Source organism: Kocuria sp. UCD-OTCP (assembly GCF_000349605.1).
GTDB lineage: Bacteria > Actinomycetota > Actinomycetes > Actinomycetales > Micrococcaceae > Kocuria > Kocuria rosea.
The window spans coordinates 63,049-88,609 of sequence record NZ_AOSQ01000002.1 but is presented as its reverse complement, the minus strand read 5'-3'; the positions used below and the strand labels follow the sequence as shown (position 1 = coordinate 88,609).

Annotated in this window: 22 protein-coding genes, 1 tRNA gene and 1 pseudogene; 12 read left to right on the top strand and 12 right to left on the bottom strand. The window is 73.5% G+C overall.

What is annotated here, in order from left to right; genetic code table 11:
* Positions 1-6: 6 nt before the first annotated feature.
* Positions 7-1,434 (bottom strand): DNA repair protein RadA, encoded by a 1,428-nt coding sequence (gene radA, locus H488_RS20865; RefSeq protein ID WP_017832019.1) that lies wholly within the window; start codon positions 1,432-1,434, stop codon positions 7-9.
* A gap of 49 nt (positions 1,435-1,483) precedes the next feature.
* Positions 1,484-1,870: an ArsR/SmtB family transcription factor gene (locus H488_RS20860; RefSeq protein ID WP_017832018.1), complete on the bottom strand. Its 387-nt coding sequence runs from the start codon at positions 1,868-1,870 to the stop codon at positions 1,484-1,486.
* A gap of 84 nt (positions 1,871-1,954) precedes the next feature.
* Here H488_RS20860 and arsB point away from each other — a divergent pair, with 84 nt between their 5' ends.
* The 3 genes and pseudogenes from arsB (at position 1,955) to H488_RS37590 (ending at position 3,908) form a co-directional block, all read left to right on the top strand.
* Complete coding sequence (gene arsB, locus H488_RS20855) at positions 1,955-3,046, top strand: ACR3 family arsenite efflux transporter (protein WP_017832017.1); 1,092 nt, start codon at positions 1,955-1,957, stop codon at positions 3,044-3,046.
* Positions 3,024-3,461, top strand: a pseudogene (locus H488_RS38180) (arsenate-mycothiol transferase ArsC); the annotation flags it as partial. The gene arsB and the pseudogene H488_RS38180, both read left to right, overlap by 23 nt.
* A gap of 18 nt (positions 3,462-3,479) precedes the next feature.
* Positions 3,480-3,908 (top strand): arsenate reductase ArsC, encoded by a 429-nt coding sequence (locus tag H488_RS37590; RefSeq protein ID WP_051063706.1) that lies wholly within the window; start codon positions 3,480-3,482, stop codon positions 3,906-3,908.
* Between the two features lie 28 nt (positions 3,909-3,936).
* Here the strand turns inward: H488_RS37590 and H488_RS20850 are convergent, their stop codons facing one another.
* Positions 3,937-5,085: an FUSC family protein gene (locus H488_RS20850; RefSeq protein ID WP_017832015.1), complete on the bottom strand. Its 1,149-nt coding sequence runs from the start codon at positions 5,083-5,085 to the stop codon at positions 3,937-3,939.
* A gap of 303 nt (positions 5,086-5,388) precedes the next feature.
* Here H488_RS20850 and pstS (H488_RS20845) point away from each other — a divergent pair, with 303 nt between their 5' ends.
* From pstS (H488_RS20845) to pstB, 4 genes are all read left to right on the top strand, one after another.
* Complete coding sequence (gene pstS / locus H488_RS20845; RefSeq protein WP_017832014.1) at positions 5,389-6,504, top strand: phosphate ABC transporter substrate-binding protein PstS; 1,116 nt, start codon at positions 5,389-5,391, stop codon at positions 6,502-6,504.
* A gap of 175 nt (positions 6,505-6,679) precedes the next feature.
* The gene (gene pstC, locus H488_RS20840) at positions 6,680-7,615 is read left to right on the top strand and encodes a phosphate ABC transporter permease subunit PstC (protein ID WP_017832013.1); all 936 of its coding nucleotides are present in this window, start codon (positions 6,680-6,682) and stop codon (positions 7,613-7,615) included.
* Positions 7,615-8,748 carry a phosphate ABC transporter permease PstA gene (gene pstA, locus H488_RS20835; RefSeq protein WP_017832012.1) on the top strand — a complete coding sequence of 378 codons (1,134 nt, stop codon included), beginning with the start codon at positions 7,615-7,617 and terminating at the stop codon, positions 8,746-8,748. Before pstC ends, pstA begins: the two co-directional genes overlap by 1 nt.
* A gap of 57 nt (positions 8,749-8,805) precedes the next feature.
* A complete protein-coding gene (gene pstB, locus H488_RS20830) occupies positions 8,806-9,585 on the top strand; it encodes a phosphate ABC transporter ATP-binding protein PstB (RefSeq protein WP_017832011.1) in 780 nt (259 codons plus the stop codon).
* Positions 9,586-9,724: 139 nt separating this feature from the next.
* On the opposite strand, the gene H488_RS20825 is transcribed toward pstB, so the two are convergent.
* From H488_RS20825 to glsA, 4 genes are all read right to left on the bottom strand, one after another.
* Positions 9,725-10,741: an inorganic phosphate transporter gene (locus H488_RS20825; RefSeq protein ID WP_017832010.1), complete on the bottom strand. Its 1,017-nt coding sequence runs from the start codon at positions 10,739-10,741 to the stop codon at positions 9,725-9,727.
* Positions 10,742-10,745: 4 nt separating this feature from the next.
* Complete coding sequence (locus tag H488_RS20820; RefSeq protein ID WP_017832009.1) at positions 10,746-11,360, bottom strand: DUF47 domain-containing protein; 615 nt, start codon at positions 11,358-11,360, stop codon at positions 10,746-10,748.
* A 291-nt stretch (positions 11,361-11,651) separates the two neighbouring features.
* The gene (locus tag H488_RS20815; protein ID WP_017832008.1) at positions 11,652-12,296 is read right to left on the bottom strand and encodes a hypothetical protein; all 645 of its coding nucleotides are present in this window, start codon (positions 12,294-12,296) and stop codon (positions 11,652-11,654) included.
* A 43-nt stretch (positions 12,297-12,339) separates the two neighbouring features.
* The gene (gene glsA / locus H488_RS20810) at positions 12,340-14,211 is read right to left on the bottom strand and encodes a glutaminase A (protein WP_017832007.1); all 1,872 of its coding nucleotides are present in this window, start codon (positions 14,209-14,211) and stop codon (positions 12,340-12,342) included.
* Positions 14,212-14,345: 134 nt separating this feature from the next.
* Between glsA and H488_RS20805 the strand changes: the two genes are divergently transcribed.
* Positions 14,346-14,418 (top strand) — tRNA-Lys (locus H488_RS20805).
* A gap of 109 nt (positions 14,419-14,527) precedes the next feature.
* Here the strand turns inward: H488_RS20805 and H488_RS20800 are convergent.
* Positions 14,528-14,812 (bottom strand): hypothetical protein, encoded by a 285-nt coding sequence (locus tag H488_RS20800; protein ID WP_017832006.1) that lies wholly within the window; start codon positions 14,810-14,812, stop codon positions 14,528-14,530.
* Between the two features lie 165 nt (positions 14,813-14,977).
* Positions 14,978-15,232: a hypothetical protein gene (locus H488_RS20795; protein WP_017832005.1), complete on the bottom strand. Its 255-nt coding sequence runs from the start codon at positions 15,230-15,232 to the stop codon at positions 14,978-14,980.
* A gap of 162 nt (positions 15,233-15,394) precedes the next feature.
* Here H488_RS20795 and H488_RS20790 point away from each other — a divergent pair, with 162 nt between their 5' ends.
* Positions 15,395-15,619, top strand: a complete 225-nt coding sequence (locus H488_RS20790; protein ID WP_017832004.1) for a hypothetical protein — start codon at positions 15,395-15,397, stop codon at positions 15,617-15,619.
* Here H488_RS20790 and H488_RS20785 read toward each other — a convergent pair.
* Together H488_RS20785 and pstS (H488_RS20780) are read right to left on the bottom strand one after the other, a co-directional pair.
* Positions 15,616-16,698 (bottom strand): ArsO family NAD(P)H-dependent flavin-containing monooxygenase, encoded by a 1,083-nt coding sequence (locus H488_RS20785; RefSeq protein ID WP_017832003.1) that lies wholly within the window; start codon positions 16,696-16,698, stop codon positions 15,616-15,618. The two genes, H488_RS20790 and H488_RS20785, sit on opposite strands and share 4 nt — an antisense overlap.
* A 23-nt stretch (positions 16,699-16,721) precedes the next feature.
* The gene (pstS, locus tag H488_RS20780; protein WP_017832002.1) at positions 16,722-17,870 is read right to left on the bottom strand and encodes a phosphate ABC transporter substrate-binding protein PstS; all 1,149 of its coding nucleotides are present in this window, start codon (positions 17,868-17,870) and stop codon (positions 16,722-16,724) included.
* Positions 17,871-17,990: 120 nt separating this feature from the next.
* On the opposite strand from pstS (H488_RS20780), the gene H488_RS20775 reads away from it, so the two are divergent.
* Complete coding sequence (locus H488_RS20775) at positions 17,991-19,283, top strand: DUF2254 domain-containing protein (RefSeq protein ID WP_017832001.1); 1,293 nt, start codon at positions 17,991-17,993, stop codon at positions 19,281-19,283.
* Positions 19,284-19,292: 9 nt separating this feature from the next.
* Here H488_RS20775 and H488_RS20770 read toward each other — a convergent pair whose 3' ends face one another.
* Positions 19,293-20,819, bottom strand: a complete 1,527-nt coding sequence (locus tag H488_RS20770) for an MFS transporter (protein ID WP_017832000.1) — start codon at positions 20,817-20,819, stop codon at positions 19,293-19,295.
* A gap of 160 nt (positions 20,820-20,979) precedes the next feature.
* Between H488_RS20770 and H488_RS20765 the strand changes: the two genes are divergently transcribed.
* Both H488_RS20765 and H488_RS20760 read left to right on the top strand, forming a co-directional pair.
* Positions 20,980-22,776, top strand: coding sequence for an AMP-binding protein (locus tag H488_RS20765; protein ID WP_017831999.1), 1,797 nt, complete (start codon positions 20,980-20,982; stop codon positions 22,774-22,776).
* A 596-nt stretch (positions 22,777-23,372) separates the two neighbouring features.
* Positions 23,373-25,559: a RecQ family ATP-dependent DNA helicase gene (locus H488_RS20760; RefSeq protein ID WP_017831998.1), complete on the top strand. Its 2,187-nt coding sequence runs from the start codon at positions 23,373-23,375 to the stop codon at positions 25,557-25,559.
* The last annotated feature ends 2 nt before the right edge of the window (positions 25,560-25,561 follow it).

The window sequence follows — 25,561 nt, the reverse complement described above, 5'->3', positions numbered from 1 at the left end:
GTCACATCATACGGCCGCGGCGGTCTGCCGGTTCCGGGCGGGCGCGGCGGCGGACCGGGGGAAGAGCAGCTCCATGGCGTCGCTGATGGTGGTCACCTCCCGGACGGTGAACCCCGCCGGGGCGGGGCCCGGGCCGGTGGGGCTCGCGGGCACGACCGCGTGGGTGAAGCCCAGCCGGGCGACCTCCTGGATGCGGCGCCCGATGCCGGGGACGGGCCGCACCTCGCCGGCCAGGCCCACCTCCCCGAAGCACACCAGGCGCTGCGGCAGGGGCCGGTCCTGCGCGGCCGAGGCCAGCGCCATGGCCACGGCGAGGTCGGTGGACGGCTCCGTGAGCCTCACCCCGCCGACCGTGGAGACGTAGCAGTCCAGCCCCGCCAGGTTCACGCCGGCCCGCCGCTGCAGCACGGCGAGCAGCATGGCGACCCGCTGGGAGTCCAGGCCGGCGGTGGCCCGCCGGGGCTGGGCGGTGGAGGAGCGGTCCAGCAGTGCCTGCACCTCGGCGAGCAGGGGCCGGCGGCCCTCCAGGGTCACCGTGAGGCACGTGCCGGAGACGGGCAGGGCCGTGCGGGAAACGAACAGGCCCGAGGGGTCCTCCACGCTCGTGATCCCGGTCTCGGTGAGGTCGAAGCAGCCGACCTCGTCCGTGGGGCCGTAGCGGTTCTTGACCGCCCGCAGCAGCCGGATCCGGGAGTGCTTCTCGCCCTCGAACTGGCACACGACGTCCACCAGGTGCTCGAGCAGTCGCGGCCCGGCGATGGAGCCGTCCTTGGTCACGTGCCCCACGAGCAGCGTGGTCATGTTCCGCTTCTTGGCCGCGGCGATCAGGGAGGCGGCGACCTCCCGGACCTGCGTCACCCCGCCCGCGGAGCCCTCGACCTCGGCGCTGGCCAGCGTCTGCACGGAGTCGACCACGAGCAGGCGGGGGGAGATCTTCTCGATGTGGCCCAGCGCCGTGGCCAGGTCCGTCTCGGCGGTGAGGTACAGGGTGGGCGCCACGGCGTCGATCCGGTCCGCGCGCAGCTTCACCTGCGCCGCGGACTCCTCGCCGGTGACGTAGAGGACGTCGCGGGTGCCCTCGCCCGCGCCCTCCGCGAAGCGTGCGGCGACGTCGAGCAGCAGCGTCGACTTCCCGACCCCGGGCTCGCCCGCCATCAGCACGACCGCGCCGGGGACCAGTCCGCCGCCGAGGACCCGGTCCAGCTCGGGCACCCCGGTGGGCGCGGAGGCCGCCACCGTGGCGTCCACCTGGGCGATGGGACGGGCGGGCTCGGCGATCGACCGGGCGGCCGTGGTGCGGGCCTTGTGCTCGCCGATCTCCTCGACCGTGCCCCACGCCTGGCACTCCCCGCAGCGGCCCACCCACTTGGCGGTGCTCCAGCCGCACTCGGTGCAGCGGTAGGCGGGGGAGTTGCGGCGGGTGCGGGTGCTCATGGCGTCCAGGCTAGCCGCCGCCTCGGACGGCCCAAGCGCCGCGGCCGGCTCAGCGCAGGTCGAGGAAGGCGCGCAGCTCCGCGAACGCCCCGGGCACCACGGAGTAGTGCGCCCACTTGCCGCGCTGCTCGCGGGTGAGCAGCCCGGCCTCGACCAGCTTCTTCATGTGGTGGCTGACCGTGGGCTGGCTGATGCCGAGGTCGTCCGTGAGGCTGCAGACGCACACGGTGTCGCAGCCCTGGGCGGCCACGTGGGAGAGCAGGCGCAGCCGGGTGGGGTCGGCCAGGGCCTTGAGCAGGCCCGCCACGCGCCGGGCGTCGTCGTGACCCATGGGCCCGCCCGAGAGCGAGCAGCACTCCGTGGCCGGCGCGCCGGGGGCGCACCGGTCGGCGGTCCCGGCGTCGGCCGTGCTGTCGAGGTCCGGAGCGGGAGTCATCCCCCCATCCTACATTGACGGGCGTCGATGTGACCCGTACTGTGCGGGATAGATGCCCGTCGATGTGAAGAGGTTCGCCCGCCCATGAGCACCACCACCGCCCCCGCTGCCTCCCACGGGGTGATGAAGGACCTGTCCTTCCTCGACCGCTGGCTGCCCGCCTGGATCATCGCGGCCATGGTCGCCGGCCTGCTGCTCGGTCGCTTCGTCCCGGGCTTGAACACCGCCCTGGAGGCCGTGCGGATCGGCGAGGTGTCGCTGCCCATCGCGATCGGGCTGCTGGTGATGATGTACCCGGTGCTGGCCAAGGTCCGCTACGACGAGACCCACCGCGTGGCCGGCGACAAGCGCCTGATGGGGGCGTCCCTGGTGCTGAACTGGATCGTCGGGCCGGCGCTGATGTTCGCCCTGGCCTGGATCTTCCTGCCCGACCTGCCCGAGTACCGCACGGGGCTGATCATCGTGGGCCTGGCCCGCTGCATCGCGATGGTGCTGATCTGGAACGACCTCGCCTGCGGGGACCGGGAGGCCGCCGCCGTGCTGGTGGCGGTCAACTCCGTGTTCCAGGTCATCGCCTTCGGCGCCCTGGGCTGGTTCTACCTCCAGGTCCTCCCGGCCTGGCTGGGCCTGGCCACCACCTCGGCCGAGTTCTCGGTGTGGTCGATCGTGCTGAGCGTCCTGGTGTTCCTCGGGATCCCGCTGGTCGCCGGGTTCCTCACCCGCACCCTGGGCGAGAAGGCCAGGGGCCGGGAGTGGTACGAGACCACGTTCCTGCCCAAGCTCGGTCCCTGGGCCCTGTACGGGCTGCTGTTCACCATCGTCCTGCTCTTCGCCCTGCAGGGTGACGCCATCACCTCCAACCCCTGGGACGTGGCCCGGATCGCCCTGCCCCTGGTCGTCTACTTCTTCCTCATGTTCGGGGTGGCCCTGCTGGCCTCCCGGGCGCTGGGACTGAACTACGCGAAGTCCACCACCGTGGCGTTCACCGCCGCCGGCAACAACTTCGAGCTCGCCATCGCCGTGGCCATCGGCACCTTCGGAGTCACCTCCGGACAGGCCCTGGCGGGCGTGGTCGGCCCCCTCATCGAGGTGCCCGTGCTCGTCGCGCTGGTCTACGTGTCCCTGTGGGTGGGCCGGAAGCTCTTCCCCGGCGATGCCACCGTCCCCACCCGCTGACCCCCAGATCCAGGAGCAACCGTTGAGCGAGACCACCCAGCCTTCCGTCCTGTTCGTGTGCGCCAAGAACGGCGGCAAGTCCCAGATGGCCGCCGCCCTCATGGAACACCACGCCCGTGGGGCGGTAGAGGTCCACTCCGCCGGCACGAAGCCCGGCAGCAAGATCAACGCCCTGTCCGCCGAGGTGGTCGCCGAGGTCGGTGCGGACATGTCCTCCGGAACGCCGAAGCCCATCGACCCCGAGCTGCTGCGCCGGGTCGACCGGGTGGTCGTACTGGGCGATGAGGCGAGGGTCGAGCCGGTCGAGGGGATGACCGGAACGATCGAGACCTGGCACACCGACGAGCCCTCCGTCCGCGGCATCGAGGGCGCGGAGCGGATGCGCCTGGTCCGCGACGACATCGACACCCGGGTCCGGCGGCTGCTGGACGAGCTGACCGCGGAGCGCACGGACCGGCCCAGCGTCCTGTTCGTGTGCGTGCACAACGCCGGGCGCTCGCAGATGGCCGCCGCCTACCTCAGCCACCTCTCCCGGGGGCGCATCGAGGTGCGCTCGGCCGGCTCCGCGCCGGCGGACTCCGTGAACCCGGCCGCCGTGGCGGCGATGGCCGAGGAGGGCATCGACATGAGCGCCGAGACCCCCAAGGTCCTCACCGACGAGGCCGTGCAGGACTCCGACGTGGTCATCACCATGGGCTGCGGGGACGCGTGCCCGTTCTACCCGGGCAAGCGGTACGAGGACTGGGCGCTGGCGGACCCGGCGGGGAAGGGCGTGGAGTCCGTGCGCCCCATCCGGGACGAGATCAGGGCCCGGATCCAGCAGCTGATCGCGGAGCTCCTGCCCGGCGAGACCGCCGGCTGAGGGGCCTCGGGGCCGGGACCGTCCCGGCTCAGGCGCGGTCCCAGCCCTCGAGCCGGGGGAGCTGGTCCCGCGCCTCGTCGTGCGTCATCCCGGCCGCCTCCAGCAGGTCCACGACCATCGGGCGCATGTCCAGTACCAGGGTCTCGCCCTCCATGGTGCGCACCCCCATCTGCCCGGGGTGCAGGCGCCCGGCCACGTTCGCCAGCTCGTTGCGGGCCTGGCGAAGGTAGCTCTCCCGGGAGCCGGGGGAGGCCACCGCGAGCGCGTTGCCCAGGGTGACGACGGCGTCCGCGAGGTCCTCGAGGGCGGCGCTCATGGCGGCCACGGCCTCGTCGGAGAGCGTCACGTGGTTGAGCACGGAGGCGAGGCGGCGGGTGAGCACCCGGGCGTTGCGCACGGCGAGGTCCAGGTAGCGGATGGAGTGGGCGATCCCCTCGACCTCCGCGCGGCGGCCGCGGTAGAGCGGCGAGGCCGTGGCGATCTCGAGGGCCGACTTCAGTCCGGACGTCACCGAGTCCACCAGCGGCTGGGTCTGCCGGGCACGCACGAGGGCGTGCCAGGCGGCGGTGGCGTCGTAGTCCTCCATGGCCCGGCTCGCCTCCCGGAGCACCCCGGAGAACTCGTCGACGAGCGCCCGCAGGCCCTGGCGCGGCTGGCTCCGCGGGTCCGTGGGCACGAAGTAGGCCATGGCCAGGGCGCACAGCCCGCCCACGACCGCGTCCGTGGACCGCGCGAAGACCCCGTCCTGGGACGGCGGCAGCAGGACCACGAGCACCGACTGCAGCCCCATCTGGGTGGTGAACAGCGTGCCGTTGTCCAGGAAGCGGGCGAGCAGGATCGAGGTCATCAGGACCACGCCGGCCTGCCAGACGCCCGTGCCCAGGACGTGGATCAGCGTGTCCCCCACGGCGATGCCGAGGGTGCAGCCGATCGAGACCTCGAGGACCCGCCGGTAGCGCAGCCCGTCCTTCGCGAAGCCCAGGGCCACGAGGGCCGCGGTGGCCGCGAAGATGGGCCCGGAGTGGCCCAGCAGCTGCTCCGCGATCACGTAGGCGCCGACGCTGGCGACCGTGATCTGGAAGCTCTGGAGCAGCCCCGTCCGGACCCGCGTCACACCGATCCGGGTGCGGCTGCGCACCGCGCGGGCCGCGGCTCGCGCACGGTTGCCTGGCTGCATGGGGCCATCCTAGGCGAGCAGCACGGGACCGCCGGTGCGGGGGGCCGGAGCCCCCGCACCGGGCCGGGATCGGGTGGGCGCGGTGTGAGATGTGCAACGACGGCACGGCTGCGGGGGGCGGTGTTCACCCTCCGTTCACCTTCACGGGCCAATCTGGCCACCTGCGCTCCCTAGCGTCTCTCGGTGAGAGGTCCGCGGCCCGCCCGCAGATCCACCTCTCGCACCGGCCCGGAACTCTGCCGGCGCCACATCGAACGACGGCCCCTCGACGGGGCACCACTGTGATCTGAAGGGGCTACTCAAGTGAAGGTTTCCCACCTCGGCCGTTCCGCAGCCGTTCTCGCCATCGGCTCGCTCGCGCTCACCGCGTGCGGTTCGGACAACGCCACGGGCGAAGGCTCCGGCTCCACCGAGACCTCGGCCGCCGGCGCCGGCGTCTCCGGCACGCTGACGGGTATCGGCGCGTCCTCGCAGCAGGCCGCCATGACCGCGTGGCAGAACGGTTTCCAGGAGGCCAACCCCGAGGCCACGGTGCAGTACTCCCCGGACGGCTCGGGTGCCGGCCGCGAGGCCTTCACCGCCGGCGGGGCGGACTTCGCGGGCTCCGACGCCTACCTCGACGACGAGGAGTACGAGGCGTCGAAGGAGGTCTGCGGCCCCGACGGCGGCTTCCACGTCCCGGCCTACATCTCCCCGATCGCGGTGGCCTTCAACCTGCCCGGCGTCGACACCGTGAACATGGACGGCGAGACCATCGCCCAGGTCTTCACCGGCGAGATCACCGAGTGGAACGACCCGGCGATCGCCGAGCAGAACCCCGACGCGGAGCTGCCGGAGACCCCGATCACCGTGGTGCACCGCAACGACGAGTCCGGCACCACCGAGAACTTCCAGGAGTACCTGGCCGCGGCCGCCCCCGAGGTGTGGACCGAGGAGGTCTCCGGCAACTGGCCGTCCCAGTGGGCCGCGGAGAACAACAAGGGCACCGCCGGCGTGGTCCAGTCCGCCGGCGCCACCGAGGGCGCCATCACCTACGCGGACGCCTCCGCCGTGGGCGACCTCGGCACCGTGGCCGTGGGCGTCGGCGAGGAGTATGTGAACTACTCCCCGGAGGCCGCCTCCGCCGCCGTCGAGAACTCCTCCCCGGTCGAGGGCCGCGCCGAGTACGACATGGCGATGGACCTGGAGCGCGACACCACCGAGTCCGGGACCTACCCGATCGTGCTCGTGTCCTACGAGATCTTCTGCCCGCAGTACGATTCCCAGGAGACCGCTGACCTCGCGAAGGCGTTCGGCGAGTACGTCATCAGCGAGGAGGGGCAGCAGGCGGCGTCCGAGGCCGCCGGTTCCGCTCCCATGTCCGAGAGCCTGCGCACCGCCGCGCAGGAGGCGATCGACCAGATCACGGTCGCCGGCTGATCCAGTTCTGCTGGTCCCGTTCGGTGCGGGCCCGGGCCCTTCCGCCCGTGCCCGCGCCGAACGGGACATTCGTGTGTGAGGCGCCTTCCCCGTGAGGCGCGTCACCGGACCCACGCGCCGGGGCACCACCCCGTCCCGGCGCCATCCGTGTCAGGCAATCGAAGGGGCACCCGACATGTCCACCACCGTCACCACCAGGAAGACCGCCGCCGGCGGCAAGGCGGGCGACTCGATCTTCTCCGGGCTCAGCCTCGGGGCCGGCGTGCTGATCCTCGCCGTCCTGGCGGCCGTGGCGCTGTTCCTGTTCCTGCAGGCGCTGCCCACCTTCCAGGCCCCGGCCGAGGAGATCTCCGGCGGGGCCGGCTTCTGGTCCTACATCTGGCCGATGGTCATCGGCACGGTGATCGCGGCCGTGATCGCCCTGGTGATCGCCACCCCGATCGGCGTGCTGGTGGCCCTGTACATCTCGCACTACGCGCCGGCACGGATCGCCAAGCCCGTGGGGTACGTCATCGACCTGCTGGCGGCGATCCCGTCGGTGATCTACGGAGCCTGGGGCACCACGGTCCTGGCCTCCTCGGTGGTGCCCTTCTACGACTGGCTCTCGACCAACCTCGGGTTCGTCCCGATCTTCGGCGGCCCCGCGTCCCAGACCGGCAAGACCATGCTCACGGCCGGGATCGTGCTGGCCATCATGATCCTGCCGATCATCACGGCGATGTCCCGGGAGCTGTTCGTGCAGACCCCGAAGCTCCACGAGGAGGCGGCGCTGGCCCTCGGCGCCACCCGGTGGGAGATGATCCGGATGACGGTGCTGCCCTTCGCCCGCCCCGGCATCATCTCCGCGGTGATGCTCGCCCTGGGGCGCGCGCTGGGTGAGACCATGGCGGTGGCCCTGGTGCTCTCGAGCGGACCGCTCACCGCGTCCCTCGTTCAGTCCGGCAACCAGACCATCGCGGCGGAGATCGCCCTCAACTTCCCGGAGGCCTACGGCCTGCGGCTGTCCGAGCTCATCGCCGCCGGACTGATCCTCTTCGTGATCACCCTGGTCGTGAACATGATCGCCCGCGCCATCGTCGCCCGCTACAAGGAATTCTCGGGAGCCAACTGATGTCCTCCACCGCCTTCCGCAGTCCCACGCCCGTGCGCCCGTCCTCGCCCCGCCGGTCGATGCTCACCCGCAACCAGAAGCCGAAGTGGCTGGTGCCCGTGATCGGTGCCGGCGCCGTGGTGGTGGGCGCCGCCCTCGCGGCGCTCCTGGGCTTCTCCACGGCCCTCTGGGCCGTCCTCGCCGCCGCGGTCTTCCTGGTCGCCGCGCCGATCGTCGTCTCGATGATCGAGGGCGGGCGCAAGGGCGCGGACTCCCTGATGACCTACCTCGTCTACACGGCCTTCGTCCTCGCGGTGATCCCGCTGATCTCCGTGATCTGGACGGTGCTCGCCAACGGGCTCCCCGGGCTGACCTCCAACCTGCTGCTGACGTCCATGAACGGTGTCACCGGCGCCACGGACAACGCCGCGGCCGCCGGGGACGGCCCGGTGCTGGGCGGTGCGTACCACGCGATCGTGGGCACCGTGTCCATCACCTTCTGGGCCACCCTGCTGTCGGTCCCGATCGGCCTGCTGACGGCCATCTACCTCGTGGAGTACTCGCGGGGCGGCTGGCTGGGGCGGGGCATCACGTTCTTCGTGGACGTCATGACGGGCATCCCCTCCATCGTGGCCGGCCTGTTCGCCGCGGCCCTCTTCGGCCTCCTGTTCGGCCCGTCCACCCGCTTCGGCTTCGTCGCGGCGGTCGCGCTGACCGTGCTGATGATCCCCACGGTCGTGAAGAACACCGAGGAGATGCTGAAGATCGTCCCCAACGAGCTCCGCGAGGCCGCCTACGCCCTGGGCGTGCGCAAGTGGCGGACGATCCTCAAGGTGGTCATCCCCACGGCGATCTCCGGGATCGCCTCCGGCGTGACCCTGGCGATCGCCCGGGTCATAGGGGAGACCGCTCCGCTGCTCGTCACCGCCGGCTTCGCGACCGCCATCAACTGGAACTCGTTCTCCGGGTGGATGACCACGCTGCCCACGTTCATCTACTACCAGATCATGACGCCCACGTCCCCGACGAGCCCGGACCCCTCGCAGCAGCGGGCGTGGGCCGCGGCGCTGCTGCTGATCCTGATCGTGATGCTGCTCAACCTCGTCGCCCGACTGGTCGCGAGGGCGTTCGCCCCCAAGGTCGCCGGCCGCTGACGCGCCCCGCACCCCGATCCCGCACGCACCCCTGCGAGAAAGAAGCAAGGAACACACATGTCCAAGCGAATCGACGTCGACCACCTCAATGTCTACTACGGCGACTTCCTGGCCGTCGAGGACGTCGGCATGGGGATCGACGCCCGGTCGGTGACCGCGTTCATCGGCCCGTCCGGCTGCGGCAAGTCGACCTTCCTGCGCACCCTCAACCGCATGCACGAGGTCATTCCCGGCGCCCGCGCCGAGGGCCAGGTGCTCCTCGACGGGGAGGACCTCTACGGCCCCGGCGTGGACCCCGTGGTGGTGCGCTCCATGATCGGGATGGTCTTCCAGCGCCCCAACCCGTTCCCCACCATGTCCATCCGCGACAACGTGCTCGCGGGCGTGAAGCTCAACAGCAAGCGGGTCTCGCGCGGTGACGCCGACGCGCTCGTGGAGAGCTCCCTGCAGGGCGCCAACCTGTGGAACGAGGTCAAGGACCGCCTCGACAAGCCCGGCTCGAGCCTCTCCGGCGGCCAGCAGCAGCGCCTGTGCATCGCCCGGGCGATCGCGGTCAAGCCGGACGTGATCCTCATGGACGAGCCGGCCTCCGCCCTGGACCCGATCTCCACGCTCGCGATCGAGGACCTGATCAACGAGCTCAAGCAGGACTACACCGTGGTGATCGTGACCCACAACATGCAGCAGGCCGCGCGGATCTCGGACCGGACCGCGTTCTTCAACATCCAGGGCACCGGCAAGCCGGGCAAGCTCATCGAGTACGGCCCCACCTCCGAGATCTTCAGCAACCCCCGGGAGAAGCAGACGGAGGACTACGTCTCCGGCCGCTTCGGCTGAGCCGCCCCGGCACCGACGACGACGGGCGCCGGTCACCTCCGCGGAGGCGACCGGCGCCCGTCGTCGTCGGTGCGTCCGCCCCGGCAGGCAATGCTCCGGGGCCGGCGGCCCGGGGCCCGCGGCGGCGCCGCTGCGGCGTCTAGAGCAGCGGTGAGAGGGCGAGCAGGAGCGTCCCGGAGAGCACGCCGCAGGCCGGGACGGTGAGGACCCACACCAGCAGGACCCGCCGCACCACCCGGACGTTGACCGTGTGGAAGCGCTGCTGCCGTCCCGCGCCCAGGATCGCGGCGGCCGTGGTCTGGGACGTGGACATCGGCACGGGGATCAGCGTCCCGCCCAGGAACAGCAGGGACCCGGCCACGCCCTGGGCCACCGCGCCGCGGAACGGGTCGGTCGTGATCATCCGGGAGGACAGGGTGTAGGCGATCCGCCAGGCCCCGAACAGGGTGCCCACGGCCAGTCCGGTCGCCACGAGCAGGAACAGCCAGGGGCCGGCCCCGCCCGCCAGCGGGTCCTGGAGGCCGGCGCACAGCAGCAGCGTGGCGAGGACCCAGACGGCTCGGCGGCCGTGGTGGATGCCGTGCCCGAAGGAGACGGCCGCCGCCCCGATGGCCAGGACGAGCCGGGAGCGGAACGTGGTGGCGTCCGGCTCCGAGTGCCGCAGCAGGTGCAGCAGGGGGACCACGAGCACCCAGGCCGCGGCGTAGGCGACCAGCGGCGCCAGCACCAGGGGCACGACGACCTGGTAGAAGGCCGTGGCCGTGAGCGGGTCCACCGCCGGGAGCCCCACGGCGCGGGCGCCCAGCAGGGCGCCGAGCAGCCCGCCGGCCAGTGCCGTGGTCGAGGAGCTGGGCATGCCCCACCGCCACGTGAGCAGGTTCCAGCCGATCGTGGTCACCAGGGCGCAGACGATCGTCGCGGAGCCCACCACGCTGTGCGGCACGGGGACGCCCGTGATGACCCAGTCCGCGAGCAGGTACGCGGCGGCCCACACGCCGGCGACGTTGACGAGGGCGGTGAACACCAGGCCCACCCGGGGCGTGAGCGCGCGGAAGCGCACCGGCAGGGCGAGGGCGTTGGGGGCGTCGTGGAAACCGTTGACGACGGTGTGGGTCACGGCCAGGGCGATCCCGAGGACGGTCAGGGCCGTCAGCACGGGCTCAGGACTCCGCCACGACGATGCGGCCCACCTCGGTCGAGACCCGCACCAGGGCCCGGGCGGCCCCGGCGAAGCGCCGGACGGCGCGCTCGCGCCACATCGCGGGGATCGCCTTGTGGTTCTCGAGCAGGTGGCCCATGTGCAGCTGGTAGATGCGCTCGGACTGCTTGCCCAGCCGGAGCATCTCGTACCAGTAGTCGTCCAGGCCCTGGAGGCTGCCGAGGTCGCGCATCGCCCGGGTGGTCAGCTCGGACATCCGCTCGATCACCCCGAGCTGGTCCGTGGCGTAGGAGGGCGGCCGGCTGAGGGCGTAGGCGACGTGCGCCTCCGCGACCGCCAGCAGCTCCTCCGCGGCCTTGTTGAGCCAGTGGCCCAGGATGTAGACGTCCTGCCGGGGGATGGGGATCACGAACGTGGAGCGCACCGTGGTCATCACGGAGAAGTACAGGTCGGTGGAGCGGGCCTCGCACTCGCGGATCGCGTCGAGGGTCGCGGTGTCCGTCTCGGGGGAGCCCATCAGCTCGGACAGGAGCCGCACGGTCTCCGTCACCTGTCCCGACATGTCGGCCAGCAGGTCCAGGACCAGCTCGTCCTCCGGGAAGATGCGAAGCGCCATGTGTTGACCGTCCTGGGCGTCGTGACCTGCGCCGCGGAGCACGGCGGATCCCACTGTACATGGGGCCGCCGGGCGGCCCGGGGGCGGCCCGTGGTCCCGGAAGGAGGAGGGGGCGGTGCCGGACCGGGAGCGCCTCTCGGCGGAAGGCCGCTCGTGGCGGCTATGTGATGGAGCCCGGGGCTGCCGCGGCCCGGCACCTGGGTTCCATGGTAGTCGACGTGCTCGTGGGGCCAAGTCCTGCGGCTGTGGGCTCCCGCACGGCGGGACCTCCGCACGCCCGGACGGCGGGGCTCAGTCGAGGTGGCCGCGGCGCCACTGGTGCGCCGCGGCCTCGAGCTCCTCCGCGGTCCGCTCGAGCCGCTGGGTGAGGGCCACGGTGCTCGGCGCCCGGGCCGCGTCCGGGTCCACGACCGGCATCTGCCCGGTGTCCGCCAGCCGGATCCGGCCGAGGGCGATCACGCGGCAGAAGGCCGCGAACCGGTCCAGGGCGACGTCGAACTCCCCGTTGAACGCGCCGGAGAGGATCGCGTCCGCCATCGAGGTGATCTCGTCCGCCCCGGGGGGCTCCGCGACGCCGGCCACCACGTGCGAGACCTGCGCGGTGCCCCGTCCCGCCGTGAAGTAGCGGCCCATCCGCACCGGGTCCTTGCGCACCCCCGCCCGCAGGGCGTAGAGCCGCCAGAGGGCCCCGGGCAGGGACACCGCCGGGGCCTCGGCCCACATCTCGGCGATCCCCTCCAGGCCCTGCTCGTCGGTCAGCTCGATGAGCCGCCGGCTGATCTCGGGATCGTCGCTGGCGCGCCCGCGGGAGACCAGGGCGTGGGCGGCGAGGTGGGCCGCCTCGGACACGCGGGCCGGGTCGGGGCCGCCCTCGTGCGCTTCGAACTGCTCCGGGGAGAACTTCACCGGCTTGTGGTGGCGGGGCGCGTCGCTCATGCGTCCAGCGTACGGCCGTGGCCCGCGGCGGGCCACGGAGCGCTCACCAGTCGCTGGTCGAGGCGTGCACCGCCGCGTCCCGCCACTGCTGGTCGGTCTGCTCGAAGCCGTCCCGGGCCAGCGCCTTCCACAGCCGCAGCCCCAGGGCGGGCTCCTCCTGCTCGAGCTCCGCGAGCGCCTGCGGGAGCAGCACCCGCGCGGTGACGTCGGTGACGGCGCTCAGGGTCGCGTGCTGCTTGTTCCCGGTGCCGAGGGCCAGCTCCCCGAAGCTCATCCCCGGGCCGAGGACCTGCAGCTCGATCCGCTCGCCGGTGGGCGTGCGCAGGGACATCGACACGCTGCCGCTGACGATGAGGTGGATGCCGGCGAAGTTCTGCCCCGTGCGCAGGATGTTCTCCCCGGCCGCCCACGTCCGCTCGACGGTCCGGGCGCGGAGGTCCCGGGCGTCCTCGGGGTCCAGCCGGGAGAACAGCTCGGACTCCACGGGCTTCACCCGGGACGGGGTGCACTCCGGGCCGCCGTGCTCCTCGAGCAGCCGGTCCTCGACCCACTTGATGGCCGCGGCCCGGCTGGGGAACACCTCGAGCGGCGGTTCGCCCCCGAAGGAGCCGGCGAAGCCCGGGTCCGTGGCCACCGCCACCACGGTGCGGCCCGCCGCCTGCAGCTCGGCCCGGGTCTTGGCCAGGAGCGGCATCGCGTACTCCGCGATCACGTCCACCCGGCGCATGTCCACCACCACGTACGAGGCCTCGTAGGCGACGTCGCGGACGGTGCGGATCGCGGTCTCCGTGCCCGTGAACAGCAGGTCGCCCTGGAGCTCCACGACGACGGCGTCCTTGCCGTGGTCGGCCAGCACCGCCTCGGCCTCGGCGTTGCGGCGGACCAGGGAGGGGGACTGGTCGATCGGGTAGCTGGCGCGCACCGTGGAGCGGGCCACGCGGGCGGTGTGGGTGAAGTGCAGGTCGAGGTCCTGGGAGAGCCGCTCGCAGGCGAGCACCCCGCGCACGCTGTTGCCGTGCCGGTCCAGCGCAGGGGAGAAGGTCGCCACGGCCAGCTCCCCGGGCAGGACGGCGATGATGCCGCCGCCCACCCCTGACTTCGCGGGCAGGCCCACCCGGACCATCCACTCGCCGGCGTCGTCGTACATGCCGCAGGAGCTCATCACGGACAGCACCCGGGAGACCGTGTCGACGTCGAAGACCTCGTCCCCGGTCAGCGGGTTGGTGCCGCCGTTGGCGAGGGTCGCGCCCATCAGGGCGAGGTCGCGGCACGTGATCAGCACCGAGCACTGGGCGAAGTAGTCCTCGAGGGCCTGGGTCGGGTCCCCCTCGATGATCCCGGCGGAGGCCAGGAGGTAGCCGAGGGCGCGGTTGCGGTCCCCGGCGGCGTGCTCCTGGGCGAGGACCTCGGGACTGATCGCCAGGTCCCGGCCCGCGCACCGCGAGTAGGCCTCGCGGATCCGGTCCCGGCGCAGGTCGCGGTCGCTGTCGGGGACGAGCCACGTGGAGGCGATCGCACCGGCGTTGATCATCGGGTTGGCGGGGCGTCCCGTGCCGGGCTGGAGGGAGATCTCGTTGTAGGCGTCCCCGCTCGGCTCCACGTCCATCTTCGCGTGCACAGCCTCCGCCCCGAGGTCGGACACGGCGAGCGCGTAGGTGAACGCCTTGGAGATCGACTGGATGCTGAACTCGTCCCGGGTGCTGCCGGCCTCGTACACGTGGCCGTCCGCGGTGGCGATGACGACGCCGAAGCGCTCGGTGTCGGCCTGGGCCAGGGCGGGGATGGAGGAGCTGGGCTCGCCGCCGCGGACGTCCCGCAGCTGCTCCACCACCTGCTCGAGGTACTCGGTGACGGCCGACGGACCGAAGAGCTCCGTCTCCGTGCGTGCTTCTTCCTCGGTGCTCGGGTGCGGCACGGTCGGTCCTCCGGTCGAATCGGCATGGGTGGCACGGGACTGCCCACCACTCTAGGCGTCCGGCTCCCGGGGGGACCGTGCGGTAGAGTGGTGCCCGCTCCGGACCGGCCGCCCCGCGCTCGCCGGTGGAGCACGGGCCTCTAGCTCAGCTGGTAGAGCAGTGGACTTTTAATCCATGGGTCGTGGGTTCGAGCCCCACGGGGCCCACCCGCGACAGAACCCCATCGCTCCCGGTGCGCCCGGGGCCGGTGGGGTTCTCTGCTCCCCCGCGGCGGGCGACCCGGTGCGCGGGGGGCGCCCGGCGGCGCCGGTGGTGCTACTGGTCGAGCAGGGCGAGGGCCTCGCCGATGCGGTCGTGCAGGGCCCTGGCCTGCTCCACGGTCCACGCCTCGTGGCCGATGTGCAGGACGAGCCCGTCACGGTGGGCGTAGGAGCCGTCCGCGGTGGTGATGACCTCCCAGGTCTCCAGGAGCGCGACCGCCGACGGGCCGGCGAGGGACCGGGCGGGCAGCTCCCGCGAGTTGGTGACCGTCTCGGGGTCGGTCAGCTCCTGATGGGTGGCCCAGCGGGGGCGAGGAACGAGAGCGGTGTTCTCGTACATGGGGGAACCTTCCAGGGAGAGGGGGTATGCCCATGTTTATGCATGTGAGAGCCCGGGGGCACCCGTGGCCCGCGCGTGTCGCCGAGGGATCGAGGTGTGGACATCCGTCGGCATCCCCTGCACTTTTGTCCGGCCGGACGCCGGCGTCCTCCCGCCCGGGCCGTGCTACGGCCCGTCGAGCTGCTCGGAGGGAGTGGGGACCGACTCGGGGCCGGGCGGGTCCGGGGCCGGAGCCGCGGACCCGGTGCCCGGATCCGTGGGCAGGCCGTCGGGCGTCGGGGTCGGCGTGGCGGTGACCGGGGGAGGAGGACTGAAGGAGGTGGGGGAGGCACCGGGGGTGCTCGCCACCTCCTCCGGCCGGTCGTCGCACCCGGTCAGCGTCAGCGCGAGCAGGGCCACGGCGGGAACGGTGCGGCGCATCGGGGGAGCCTCTCTGTCGGGGACCTCTCCACGGTAGCCCGACGGCCCGCAGTGTCGGGGGAAGGGCGGCGGATGACGTTCCCGGACCGGAGCCCCGCAGGACGCACCCGTCCGGGATGTGCGAGGATCCGGGGACCAGGACGCCGACCGGCAGGAGCCGCCATGTCCGAGCGAAGCAGCGAGCGCACCGCGCTGATCCTGCTCTCCGCGACCGCGGTGCTGCTGCTCGCGGGCCAGCTGCTCACCTGGTCCTCGGAGGACGGGGTGTTCAGCGCCTTCGTGTTCGTGCTGCTGCTGCTCTGGGCCGGGGTGATCGCCGTCCGGGTGGTCCGCTTCGTCCGGCGCGACCGGCGACCGGAGGACCTCGGACCCGACGACCCGGTCTAGGGGGCGGCCGCGCGCTGGTCCCGGCCGCCGGCGAGCCGCTTCCGCACCGCCGCGACCGTGTCCCGCGCCGAGCGGCCGACACCGACGAGGGTTGCCGATCCCGGGCCCGTCCAGTCCCCGTACCCCACGAGGTACAGGCCGGGCACCCGGGTGGAGGCCGTGCCCTCGGTGCGGATCCGCCCGTCGTCCTCCCGCAGGTGCAGGGGCCGCAGGTGCCGGAGGGCCGGGCGGAACCCGGTGCACCACACGACGGCGTCCACGGGCTGCTCCCGGCCGTCCGTCATGACCACGCCGTGCGCGGTGAAGCGCGTGAACATCGGCCGGGGGTCGAGCACCCCGGCGTCGCGGGCGCGGCGCACGGAGGGAACGGCCACCACGTCGCCGAGGCTCGCCACCCCGCCGGGATCCGGCCGGCCCGCGGCGAGGGCCTGCGCGCGCAGCGTGGCCACGCGGAACAGCTCGCGCCCGTCGACCTCGTCGGGGAGGTAGCGGGGCGGGGCGCTGGTGCACCACGTCAGCTCGCACACCTCGGCGAGCTCGGCGGCGATCTGCGCCCCCGAGTTCGCCCCGCCGACCACGAGCACGCGGCGGCCGCGGTACCGCGCCGGCCCCTCGTAGTGGGCGCTGTGCACCTGCTCGCCGCGGTACTCCCGCTGCCCGGGGAGGGCAGGCCGGAACGGCTGCGACCACGTGCCGGTGGCGCTCACGACGGCGCGGGCCCGCAGCTCGCCGTCGTCCGTCACCAGGCGGAACCCCGCCCCGTCACGGTGCACGGCCCGCACCCGGACCGGTCGCCGGACGGGCAGCCCGTAGCGCTCCTCGTACCGGGACAGGTAGTCGACCACGTGCGCGGCGTCCGGGGCCGCCCCGGCCGTGTCCGGCATCGGGTGCCCGGGCAGGGACGAGTACGCGGCGGGGGAGAACAGCCGCAGCGACGGCCAGACGTGCCGCCACGCCCCGCCCGGCGCCTCCTGCTCGTCGAGGAGCGCGAAGGACAGGCCGGTGCGCCGGAGGTGGTAGCCCACGGCCAGTCCGGCCTGCCCGGCGCCCACCACGGCGACGTCGAGGACCTCGCCCACGTCCGTGCTCCCGTCCCGGCCGGTCAGCGGAGGGTGATCGAGTCGAGGGCGGCCTGCGCCTCGGCGGTCAGGTTCTCCGGCAGCGGGGCGCTCTTGACGGCCTCCGAGGAGGCCTGTTGGCCCTCCTCGCTGACCACGTAGTGCCCGAACTCCTTGGCCAGCTCGAGGACCTCCGGGTCCCCGTAGCTGCTGCAGTAGATGTGGTAGGAGACGAGGACCACCGGATAGGCCCCGGGCGCGTCCGGCTCGCGGTCCAGCTCGAGGGCGATGTCGTGCCGGCCGGTGCCCTCCACCCGGGAGGCCTCGCCGACCGCGGTGCCGGCCGCCTCGCCGGACACGGCCACGTACTCGGAGCCCACCTTCACCCGGGCCTTGCCGAGGGAGTCGTCCACGAGCGAGTCGTCCGCGTAGGTGACGGCGCCCACGGTCTCGGCCGTGAGGCTCACCACCCCGGCGTTGCCCTGGGAGCGCTCCGTGGGCAGCCCCGCCGGCCAGCCGCCGTCCTCCTCGTCCGTCCACACCTCGGGGACCACCGAGTGCAGGTAGTCGGTGAAGTTCTCGGTCGTCCCCGAGTCGTCCGCGCGGGCGATGGGCGTGATCGGCAGGTCGGGCAGCTCCACGCCGGAGTTCTGGGCGGCGATGGCCGGGTCGTCCCACCGGGTGATCTCGTGGCGGAAGATGCCCGCGATGGTCGCGGCGTCGAGGTCGAGCTCCTGGATGCCGGGGAGGTTGAAGGCCACGCTGATCGGGGAGATGTAGACGGGGATGTTCAGGGCGCCACCGGGGCCGCAGAAGTCCCGGACCTCGGCCTGCTCCTCCTCGTCCAGGTAGGCGTCCGAGCCGGCGAAGTCGGTGCCGCCCCCCACGAGCGCGCTGCGCCCCGCCCCGGAACCCGCGGAGAGGTACTGCACCTGCGCGTCCGGGTGCATCGACTCGAAGCCGCTCCGCCACGTCAGCATGGCGGCGTTCTGCGCCGAGGAGCCCACCCCGGTGAGGATCCCGGACAGGTCCGAGCCGCCCTCTTCCGCGGCGCGGCGCTGCTCCTCGCCGAGGGGGTAGTCCGAGCCGCACCCGGTCAGCGCCGCCAGGGCCAGGACCAGGGCCGGGGCCGCGCCGGCCCGCAGCGCACGGCCGGTCCTGTTCCGTCGGCGCGGTCGCGAAGCGTTGAGCATGGGGAGGTCTCCTCGAGGGCGGTCAGGTGGGGCGTCAGGGAGGTGGCGCGTCCGCGGGTGCGCGGGTCCGGGCGCCCAGCCTACCGCCACCGCCGGGAGGGGCAGGTCTAGGGTGGGCGCATGGACAAGCTCTCCGGCTCGTGGCGCCGGGTGTTCGACAGGTTCTGGTTCGTGCCCGCCGTGTGCGTTCTCGCCGCCGTCGTCCTGGCCCAGTCCGTGGTGGCCGTCGACCGGTGGCTGCCCGAGGACCTGGACTCCCCGTGGATCGCGTGGGTCTACGCCGTCGGCATCGACGGGTCCCGGTCGATGCTCTCCGCGATCGGCGGATCGATGCTGGGCGTGGCCGCCACCGCCTTCTCCATCACCATCTCGGTGATCGCCACGGCCAGCTCCACGTACGGGCCCCGGCTGGTGCGCAACTTCATGGCGGACCGCGGCAACCAGGTGGTGCTGGGCGTGCTCGTGTCCACCTTCATCTACGCGCTGCTGGTCCTGCGCACGATCCGCTCGGCCTCCGACGACCTCGCCCAGCCGTTCGTCCCGCACCTGGCGGTCAACCTCGGCGTGCTGCTGGCGGTCGCGGACGTCGCCCTGATCGTCTACTTCATCCACCACATCGCGGACTCCGTGCAGGTGGACACCCTCGTCCACGGCGCGCGCCGGCGCCTGCTGGACGTGATCGAGCGGTGGCACCCGGAGGAGACGCCGGAGGAGCTGGTCCGGACCGCGGGGCGCCGCAGCGGCGGGGGAGAGGTCCGTGCGGGCAGCGTGGGCTACGTCGTCGGCGTCGACTACGAGCGGCTCCGGGACCACGCCGCGGCCGGTGACGTCGTCCTCGAGCTCGTGCCGCGGGTGGGCGACCACGTCCTGGCGGAGGAGCCGCTGGTCCGGGTGTGGCCCGCGCACTGGGCCGGGGAGCTGGCGGACCGGCTGCGGCGCTGCGTGCGGGTGGGCGACTCGCGCTCGGCGCTCCAGGACGTCCGCTTCGCGGAGCAGCAGGTCGTGGAGCTCGCCGTGCGCGCCCTCTCCCCGAGCACCAACGACCCCTACACCGCGGTCAACGCCGTCGAGGAGGTCGCGTCCGGGATCGTCGCCGCCGTGGCCCGCCCGCTGCCGGGGAACACGGTGGTGGTCGACGGCGTGCACCGGCTGCGCTACGGGACGGTGGGGGTCGAGGAGATCGTGGACATGCCGTTCGACCAGATCGGCCCGCACGCCACCGGGCACGTCAGCGTCCTGCTGGCCCTCGTGGACCTCGCCGCCCGGATCGAGGCGGCCAGCGTCCACCCGTCCGTGCGGCGGCAGGCGCGCGAGCACGTCGACGTCCTGCTCACCCGCTTCCGCGAGGGCGCACCCCACCCCCGGGACCTCGCCCGGGTGGAGCAGCATGTCAGGCTGCGCTCGGCCGACTGAGCGGGTCCGCTACCGGCGCCGGAGCCGAGGGACCCGGCGCAGCAGCAGGCCCACGGCCACGGCGGTCCCGGCCAGCAGGGCGGCGCCGATCCCGGCGGACAGGTGCACACCGGCCTCGAAGGCCGCCACGGACGAGGCCAGCAGCTCCCCGGACGCGTCCGGGCCGAGGGCCGCGGCGACGTCGACCGCCCCGCCGAGGGTCTCGGACGCGGTGGCGGCCTGCCCGGGGTCCAGGCCCGGCGGCACCGCCACCCGGGCGGCGTAGGTCGCGGTCACGGCCGTGCCCAGGACGGCCACGCCCAGCCCGGCCCCCAGCTCGTAGGCGGTCTCCGAGATCGCGGAGGCGGCGCCGGCCTGCTCGGGGGCCACCTCGGTGAGGATCAGGTCCCCCGCGATCGTCTGGGCCGCGCCGGAGCCCAGCCCGATGACCACGAGGGCCACCACGAGCACGGCCCCGCCGGAGAGGTCCCCGAGCAGGACGAGCAGGAAGCCCGAGGCCATGACCAGCAGCCCGCCGCCGAGCACGAGCGCGGGGGGCACGAAGCCGACCACGTGCACCACCAGCAGCCCCGAGACGATCGTGACCACGGCCCCCGGCAGCAGGGCCAGGCCCGCCTCCAGGGGCGGCAGGCCCTCCACCAGCTGCAGGTACTGGGAGACGAAGAACAGGAAGCCGATGAAGGTGGTCGAGGCCACCAGGTTGTTGAGCAGCCCGCCGGTGAACGGGGCGTGGCGGAACAGCCGCAGGTCCAGCATCGGCACCGGGCTGCGCAGCTGGCGGCGCACGAACAGCGCCCCGGCGGCCACGGCCAGCACCGCGGCGGCCAGCACGCCGGCGGACGGGCCGTGGCCGCCGAGGTCCTTGATGCCGTGGACCAGCGCCACCATGGCGGTCATGATCAGCGCGGCGCTGGGCACGTCCACCGGGCCCGGCGCCGGGTTGCGGGACTCCGGCACCAGCACCGGCGCCAGGACCAGCAGCGGCAGCAGCACCGGGACCGCTAGGAGGAACACGGAGCCCCACCAGAAGTGCTGGAGCAGGAACCCGCCCACGACCGGCCCCAGGATCCCGCCCGCCGAGAAGCCCGTGGCCCACACCGCGATGGCCGTCCGCCGCTGCGTCGGGTCGTGGAAGATGTTGCGCAGCAGGGACAGAGTCGCGGGCATCAGCATCGAGCCGAAGAGGCCAAGCAGCGCCCGCGCGGCGACGAGCGCCTCCCCGGTCGGGGCGAACGCGGCGAGCGCGGACACCGCCGCGAAGCCCGTGCTGCCCACCAGCAGCAGCCGGCGGCGGCCCACCCGGTCCCCGAGGGCGCCCATGGGCACGAGCAGCCCGGCGAGCACCAGCGGATAGGCGTCCACCATCCACAGCAGCTGCGTGCCGGTGGGGCGCAGCTCGCGGGAGATCTCCGGCAGCGCGAAGTTCAGCACCGTGTTGTCCACCGAGATCAGCAGCACCGGCAGCATCAGGACCACGAGGGCGGCCCACTCGCAGGCGCCGGCGCGGACCGGGACGTCGGGTGCCGGGGACAGCATGGCGGGACGGACTCCTTCCGGGCGGGGGTGCGGCCCCCATCCTTCCAGAGCCGGCACCGGGCCCGCCCCCGGGACGGGGGAGGGGCGCCGCACTAGACTGCACGGGATGGCCCGCCGGACGGTTCCGTCCGGCCCGCAGCGACAACCATGGAGGTCCCCGATGGCCGAGCCGGTCCCCACCAGTGCTACGTCCGACACCGCCCCCGGCGTCTCCGAGCAGTACGAGGCGGCACGGGACCGCGTCCTGGCGCTGCGCGAGGACTACGACCGGGCCCGCGAGGAGTTCCACTGGCCCCGGATGGAGCACTTCAACTACGCCCTGGACTGGTTCGACCACGTCGCCCGGGACCCGGAGCGCGGGGCCCGGGACGCGCTGTGGATCGTCGAGGAGGACGGCACGGAGCTCCGGCGGACCTTCCGGGAGCTCGCCGGGTCCTCGGCGCGCACCGCGAACTGGCTGCGGGGCCTGGGGGTGCGGCGCGGCGACCGCGTGCTGCTCATGCTCGGCAACCAGCTCGAGCTGTGGGAGACCCAGCTCGCCGGCATGAAGCTGGGCGCGCCCCTGATCCCGACCGCCGTGATGATGCCGCCGGCCGACCTGCTGGACCGGGTGCAGCGCGGCAAGGTCTCGTGGGTCGTCACGGACGCCGCCAACGCCCCCAAGTTCGCGGGCGTCGACGGCGACTACGAGCTCGTCGTCGTCGGTGCCGCCGCGGAGGTGGAGGCGGCGCGCGCACAGCTGCCCGGCCGTCCCGTGCACCTGTACGAGCAGGCCGCGGCCGCGGACCCCGTCTTCGTCCCGGAGGGCGTCACGCGCTCCCGCGACCCCCTGCTGCTGTACTTCACCTCCGGCACCACGTCCCAGGCCAAGCTCGTGGAGCACACCCACGCCTCCTACTCCTTCGGGCACCTGTCCACGGTCTACTGGATGGGCCTGCGCCCCGGGGACGTCCACCTGAACATCGCCTCGCCGGGATGGGGCAAGCACTCGTGGTCCAACTTCTTCGCCCCGTGGATCGCGGAGGCCACCGTTTTCATCCACAACCAGTCCCGCTTCGACGCGGCGGGTCTCCTGGAGCAGATGGGCCGGGCCGGGGTGACGAGCTTCTGCGCGCCGCCCACGGTGTGGCGGATGCTCATCCAGGCGGACCTGCACCGCGTGCAGGACCCGCCGACGTCCGCAGTCTCCGCCGGCGAGCCGCTCAACCCCGAGGTGATCCGCCGGGTGCAGGACGCCTGGGGCGTGACCATCCGGGACGGCTACGGGCAGACGGAGACCACGCTGCAGATCGCCAACACCCCCGGGCAGCCGGTGGTGCCGGGGGCCATGGGCCGGCCCCTGCCGGGCTTCGTCGTCGACCTCTTCGACCCGCAGACGGGCGCACCCGCCGAGGAGGGGGAGATCTGCCTGAAGGTCGACGACGACCCGCCCGGGATCATGGCCGGCTACATCGACGAGCCCGAGCGCACGGCCGAGGTCGTCAAGGACGGCTGGTACCACACGCGCGACATCGCCCGCCGCGACGAGCACGGCGTCTACACGTACGTGGGCCGCACCGACGACGTGTTCAAGGCCTCCGACTACCGGATCTCCCCGTTCGAGCTGGAGTCCGTGCTCATCGAGCACCCCGCGGTGGCCGAGGCCGCCGTGGTCCCGGCGCCGGACCCGGTCCGGCACGCGGTGCCGAAGGCCTACCTGGTGCTCGCCGCCGGCGCGGAGCCCACCCGGGAGCTCGCCGGGGAGATCCTGCGCTTCGCCCGGGAGAACCTCGCCCCCTACAAGCGGGTGCGCCGGGTGGAGTTCACGGACCTGCCCAAGACGATCTCCGGCAAGATCCGCCGGGTGGTGCTGCGCGAGCGGGAGGAGGCCGCGGACCGCTCCGGCGCCGCGGCGCCCGGGGCCGACGGGTACGGCGTCGAGTACACGGAGGCCGACTTCCCGGGGCTGCGCGGCTGAGCGCCGTGCCCGGGACGCGGTCCTGCAATGTGACGCCGCGCACGGCGCCCGGCGTGCGCCCAACGGGGGACGCCGGGGGCGCCGGATGTCCCCACTTCGTGCCACGCCCGCCGCCCCCCGAATACCCACCGGTAGCGAAAAGCCGCCACGGGACCCCTCGTTGACTAGTGCAAATAGATGAATCTGCTTGAGTGTCCCCCGGATCGAATGTGACTTCACGGTCCGTGACAGGTCGCAGAAACCCTGCCACCATGGTGCCAATTGGTTCACCCGATGGGGCGGAACCAACCGATCCGCCGGGGGGCGGATCGACTGCGGTTCATCGGGGGATGGGCCGCGTGCACGCAGGCATCGGGGGGTGCCGGTGCAACCGGTTCATCGGGGGGTGAACCGAATGGGAGCACCGCTGGGGGGCGGTACTCCCGCCAGGCGAGTCTCTGCTCGCCACCGGCCGCCAGGCCGGTCGATGCGCCCGCTGCGGGGGCCATCCGTTCGACGGATGGGCAGCGGGCGCATCGCTCTGTCCGGGCCCCGTCGCCACTGCACGCCCCGCCCTCCGGTCGGGCGGCGTCGGGGGGCCCTGGAAGACTGGGGCCATGACGACTTCCCCGGCCCACGACATCGCCGACCACGACACCGCGCCGGACCCGGCCCTGCACGAGGACGCGCTCCACCTGCTGCGCGCGCTCACCGGCCGGCCGGACGCCGCCTTCCACCCCGGGCAGTTCGAGGCGGTCGAGGCCCTCGTGGGGCGCGGCCGGCGGGCCCTGGTGGTGCAGCGGACCGGCTGGGGCAAGTCCGCGGTCTACTTCCTCTCCGCCCTGCTCCTGCGGGCCCGGGGCCGCGGGCCCACCCTGATCGTCTCCCCGCTGCTGGCCCTCATGCGGGACCAGGTCTCCGCCGCCGCCCGCGCCGGGGTCCGGGCGGCGGCCATCAACTCCGCCAACGCCACCGAGTGGGGGCAGATCGCCGCGCAGCTGGAGGCCGACGAGCTCGACGTCCTGCTGGTCTCCCCGGAGCGGCTCAACAACCCCGTGTTCCGCAAGCAGCAGCTGCCGCAGCTGGTCGCCCGGCTCGGGCTGCTCGTGGTGGACGAGGCGCACTGCATCTCCGACTGGGGCCACGACTTCCGCCCCGACTACCGGCGCATCCGCGACCTCATCGCCCGGCTCCCGGAGCAGGTCCCCGTCCTGGCCACGACCGCCACCGCGAACGAGCGCGTGGTCGCCGACGTCGAGGAGCAGCTGGGCGTGCGGCCCGGCGGCAGCAGCACGGGGGAGGTCTTCACCCTCCGCGGCCCGCTCTCCCGGGCGTCCCTGCGCCTCGGCGTGCTGGACCTGCCCTCGGCCACGGCCCGCCTCGCCTGGCTGCTCGAGCACGTCGGGTCCCTCCCGGGCAGCGGGATCATCTACGCGCTGACCGTGGGGGCCGCCGAGGACACGGCCCAGGCGCTCGCCGACGCCGGGATCCCCGTGCGCGCCTACACCGGGCGCACCGACCAGGGCGAGCGCGAGGAGCTCGAGGCCGCCCTCAAGGAGAACAGGGTCAAGGCCCTCGTGGCCACCTCCGCGCTCGGCATGGGCTTCGACAAGCCGGACCTCGGCTTCGTGGTGCACCTGGGGGCGCCGTCCTCGCCCGTGGCCTACTACCAGCAGGTGGGCCGTGCGGGCCGCGCCACGGACAACGCGGACGTCCTGCTGCTGCCGGGCACCGAGGACCGCCGGATCTGGGAGTACTTCGCCACCTCGTCGATGCCCACCGAGCAGAAGGCCGCCGCCGTCCTGGACGAGCTGGGGGCCGCGGGCGGCGCCCTGTCCGTGGCCGTGCTGGAGTCCCGCGTGGACGTTCGGCGCAGCCCGCTCGAGCTGCTCCTGAAGGTGCTCGCCGTCGAGGGCGCGGTGGAGCGCGTGCAGGGCGGCTGGCAGAGCACGGGCGTGCCGTGGCGCTACGACGCCGAGCGCTACGGCCGGATCGCCGCGGCACGGGTCGCCGAGCAGAACGCCATGCTCGAGTACGAGCGCACCACCGGGTGCCGCATGGAGTTCCTCGCCCGGCAGCTCGACGACGCCACGGCCGAGCCCTGCGGACGCTGCGACAGCTGCGCCGGCCCCTGGTACCCCACGACCGTCGACGAGTCCGCCACCGACTCCGCGGGAGCCGCCCTGACCCGCGTGGGCGTCGTGGTGGAGCCGCGCGCCCAGTGGCCCACCGGGATGCCGCGCCTCGGGGTCGAGGTCAAGGGCCGGATCCCCGACGAGGAGCGCTGCGCCGAGGGCCGGGCGCTCGCCCGGCTCACGGACCTCGGCTGGGGCAACCGGCTGCGCGAGGTGTTCCGCACCGACGAGGAGGGCGCGCCGGTCGACGGGCCGGTGGACCCCGCCCTCGGCCGGGCGTGCGTCCAGGTGCTCGCCGAGTGGCGCTGGTCGGACCGGCCCGCGGCCGTCGTCTCGATCCCGTCCCGCTCGCGCCCCCGGCTCGTGCGCTCCCTGGCGGAGGGCATGGCCGAGGTCGGGCACCTGCCCTATCTGGGGGAGCTCGAGGTCCCCGAGGGCTTCCCGTCCGGCGGGCACGGCGGCAACAGCGCGTACCGTCTCGCGGCCCTGTGGGAGAAGTTCCGGGTGCCCCCCGAGCTCGCGGAGGGGCTGGACCGGCTCGGGGGGCGCCCGGTGCTGCTGGTCGACGACCTCGTGGACAGCCGCTGGACGCTCGCCGTGGCCGCCCGCGCGCTGCGCCGGGCGGGCTCCGGGCCCGTGCTGCCGTTCGTCCTGGCCTCCCAGGGCTGAGG

Bases quoted from the DNA above. Each gene is read 5' to 3' on its own strand.
- radA (WP_017832019.1), bottom strand. From the start codon at position 1,434: ATGAGCACCCGCACCCGCCGCAACTCCCCCGCCTACCGCTGCACCGAG.
- H488_RS20860 (WP_017832018.1), bottom strand. From the start codon at position 1,870: ATGACTCCCGCTCCGGACCTCGACAGCACGGCCGACGCCGGGACCGCC.
- arsB (WP_017832017.1), top strand. From the start codon at position 1,955: ATGAGCACCACCACCGCCCCCGCTGCCTCCCACGGGGTGATGAAGGAC.
- H488_RS20850 (WP_017832015.1), bottom strand. From the start codon at position 5,085: ATGCAGCCAGGCAACCGTGCGCGAGCCGCGGCCCGCGCGGTGCGCAGC.
- pstC (WP_017832013.1), top strand. From the start codon at position 6,680: ATGTCCACCACCGTCACCACCAGGAAGACCGCCGCCGGCGGCAAGGCG.
- pstA (WP_017832012.1), top strand. From the start codon at position 7,615: ATGTCCTCCACCGCCTTCCGCAGTCCCACGCCCGTGCGCCCGTCCTCG.
- pstB (WP_017832011.1), top strand. From the start codon at position 8,806: ATGTCCAAGCGAATCGACGTCGACCACCTCAATGTCTACTACGGCGAC.
- H488_RS20820 (WP_017832009.1), bottom strand. From the start codon at position 11,360: ATGGCGCTTCGCATCTTCCCGGAGGACGAGCTGGTCCTGGACCTGCTG.
- H488_RS20815 (WP_017832008.1), bottom strand. From the start codon at position 12,296: ATGAGCGACGCGCCCCGCCACCACAAGCCGGTGAAGTTCTCCCCGGAG.
- H488_RS20800 (WP_017832006.1), bottom strand. From the start codon at position 14,812: ATGTACGAGAACACCGCTCTCGTTCCTCGCCCCCGCTGGGCCACCCAT.
- H488_RS20795 (WP_017832005.1), bottom strand. From the start codon at position 15,232: ATGCGCCGCACCGTTCCCGCCGTGGCCCTGCTCGCGCTGACGCTGACC.
- H488_RS20790 (WP_017832004.1), top strand. From the start codon at position 15,395: ATGTCCGAGCGAAGCAGCGAGCGCACCGCGCTGATCCTGCTCTCCGCG.
- pstS (WP_017832002.1), bottom strand. From the start codon at position 17,870: ATGCTCAACGCTTCGCGACCGCGCCGACGGAACAGGACCGGCCGTGCG.
- H488_RS20775 (WP_017832001.1), top strand. From the start codon at position 17,991: ATGGACAAGCTCTCCGGCTCGTGGCGCCGGGTGTTCGACAGGTTCTGG.
- H488_RS20770 (WP_017832000.1), bottom strand. From the start codon at position 20,819: ATGCTGTCCCCGGCACCCGACGTCCCGGTCCGCGCCGGCGCCTGCGAG.
- H488_RS20765 (WP_017831999.1), top strand. From the start codon at position 20,980: ATGGCCGAGCCGGTCCCCACCAGTGCTACGTCCGACACCGCCCCCGGC.
- H488_RS20760 (WP_017831998.1), top strand. From the start codon at position 23,373: ATGACGACTTCCCCGGCCCACGACATCGCCGACCACGACACCGCGCCG.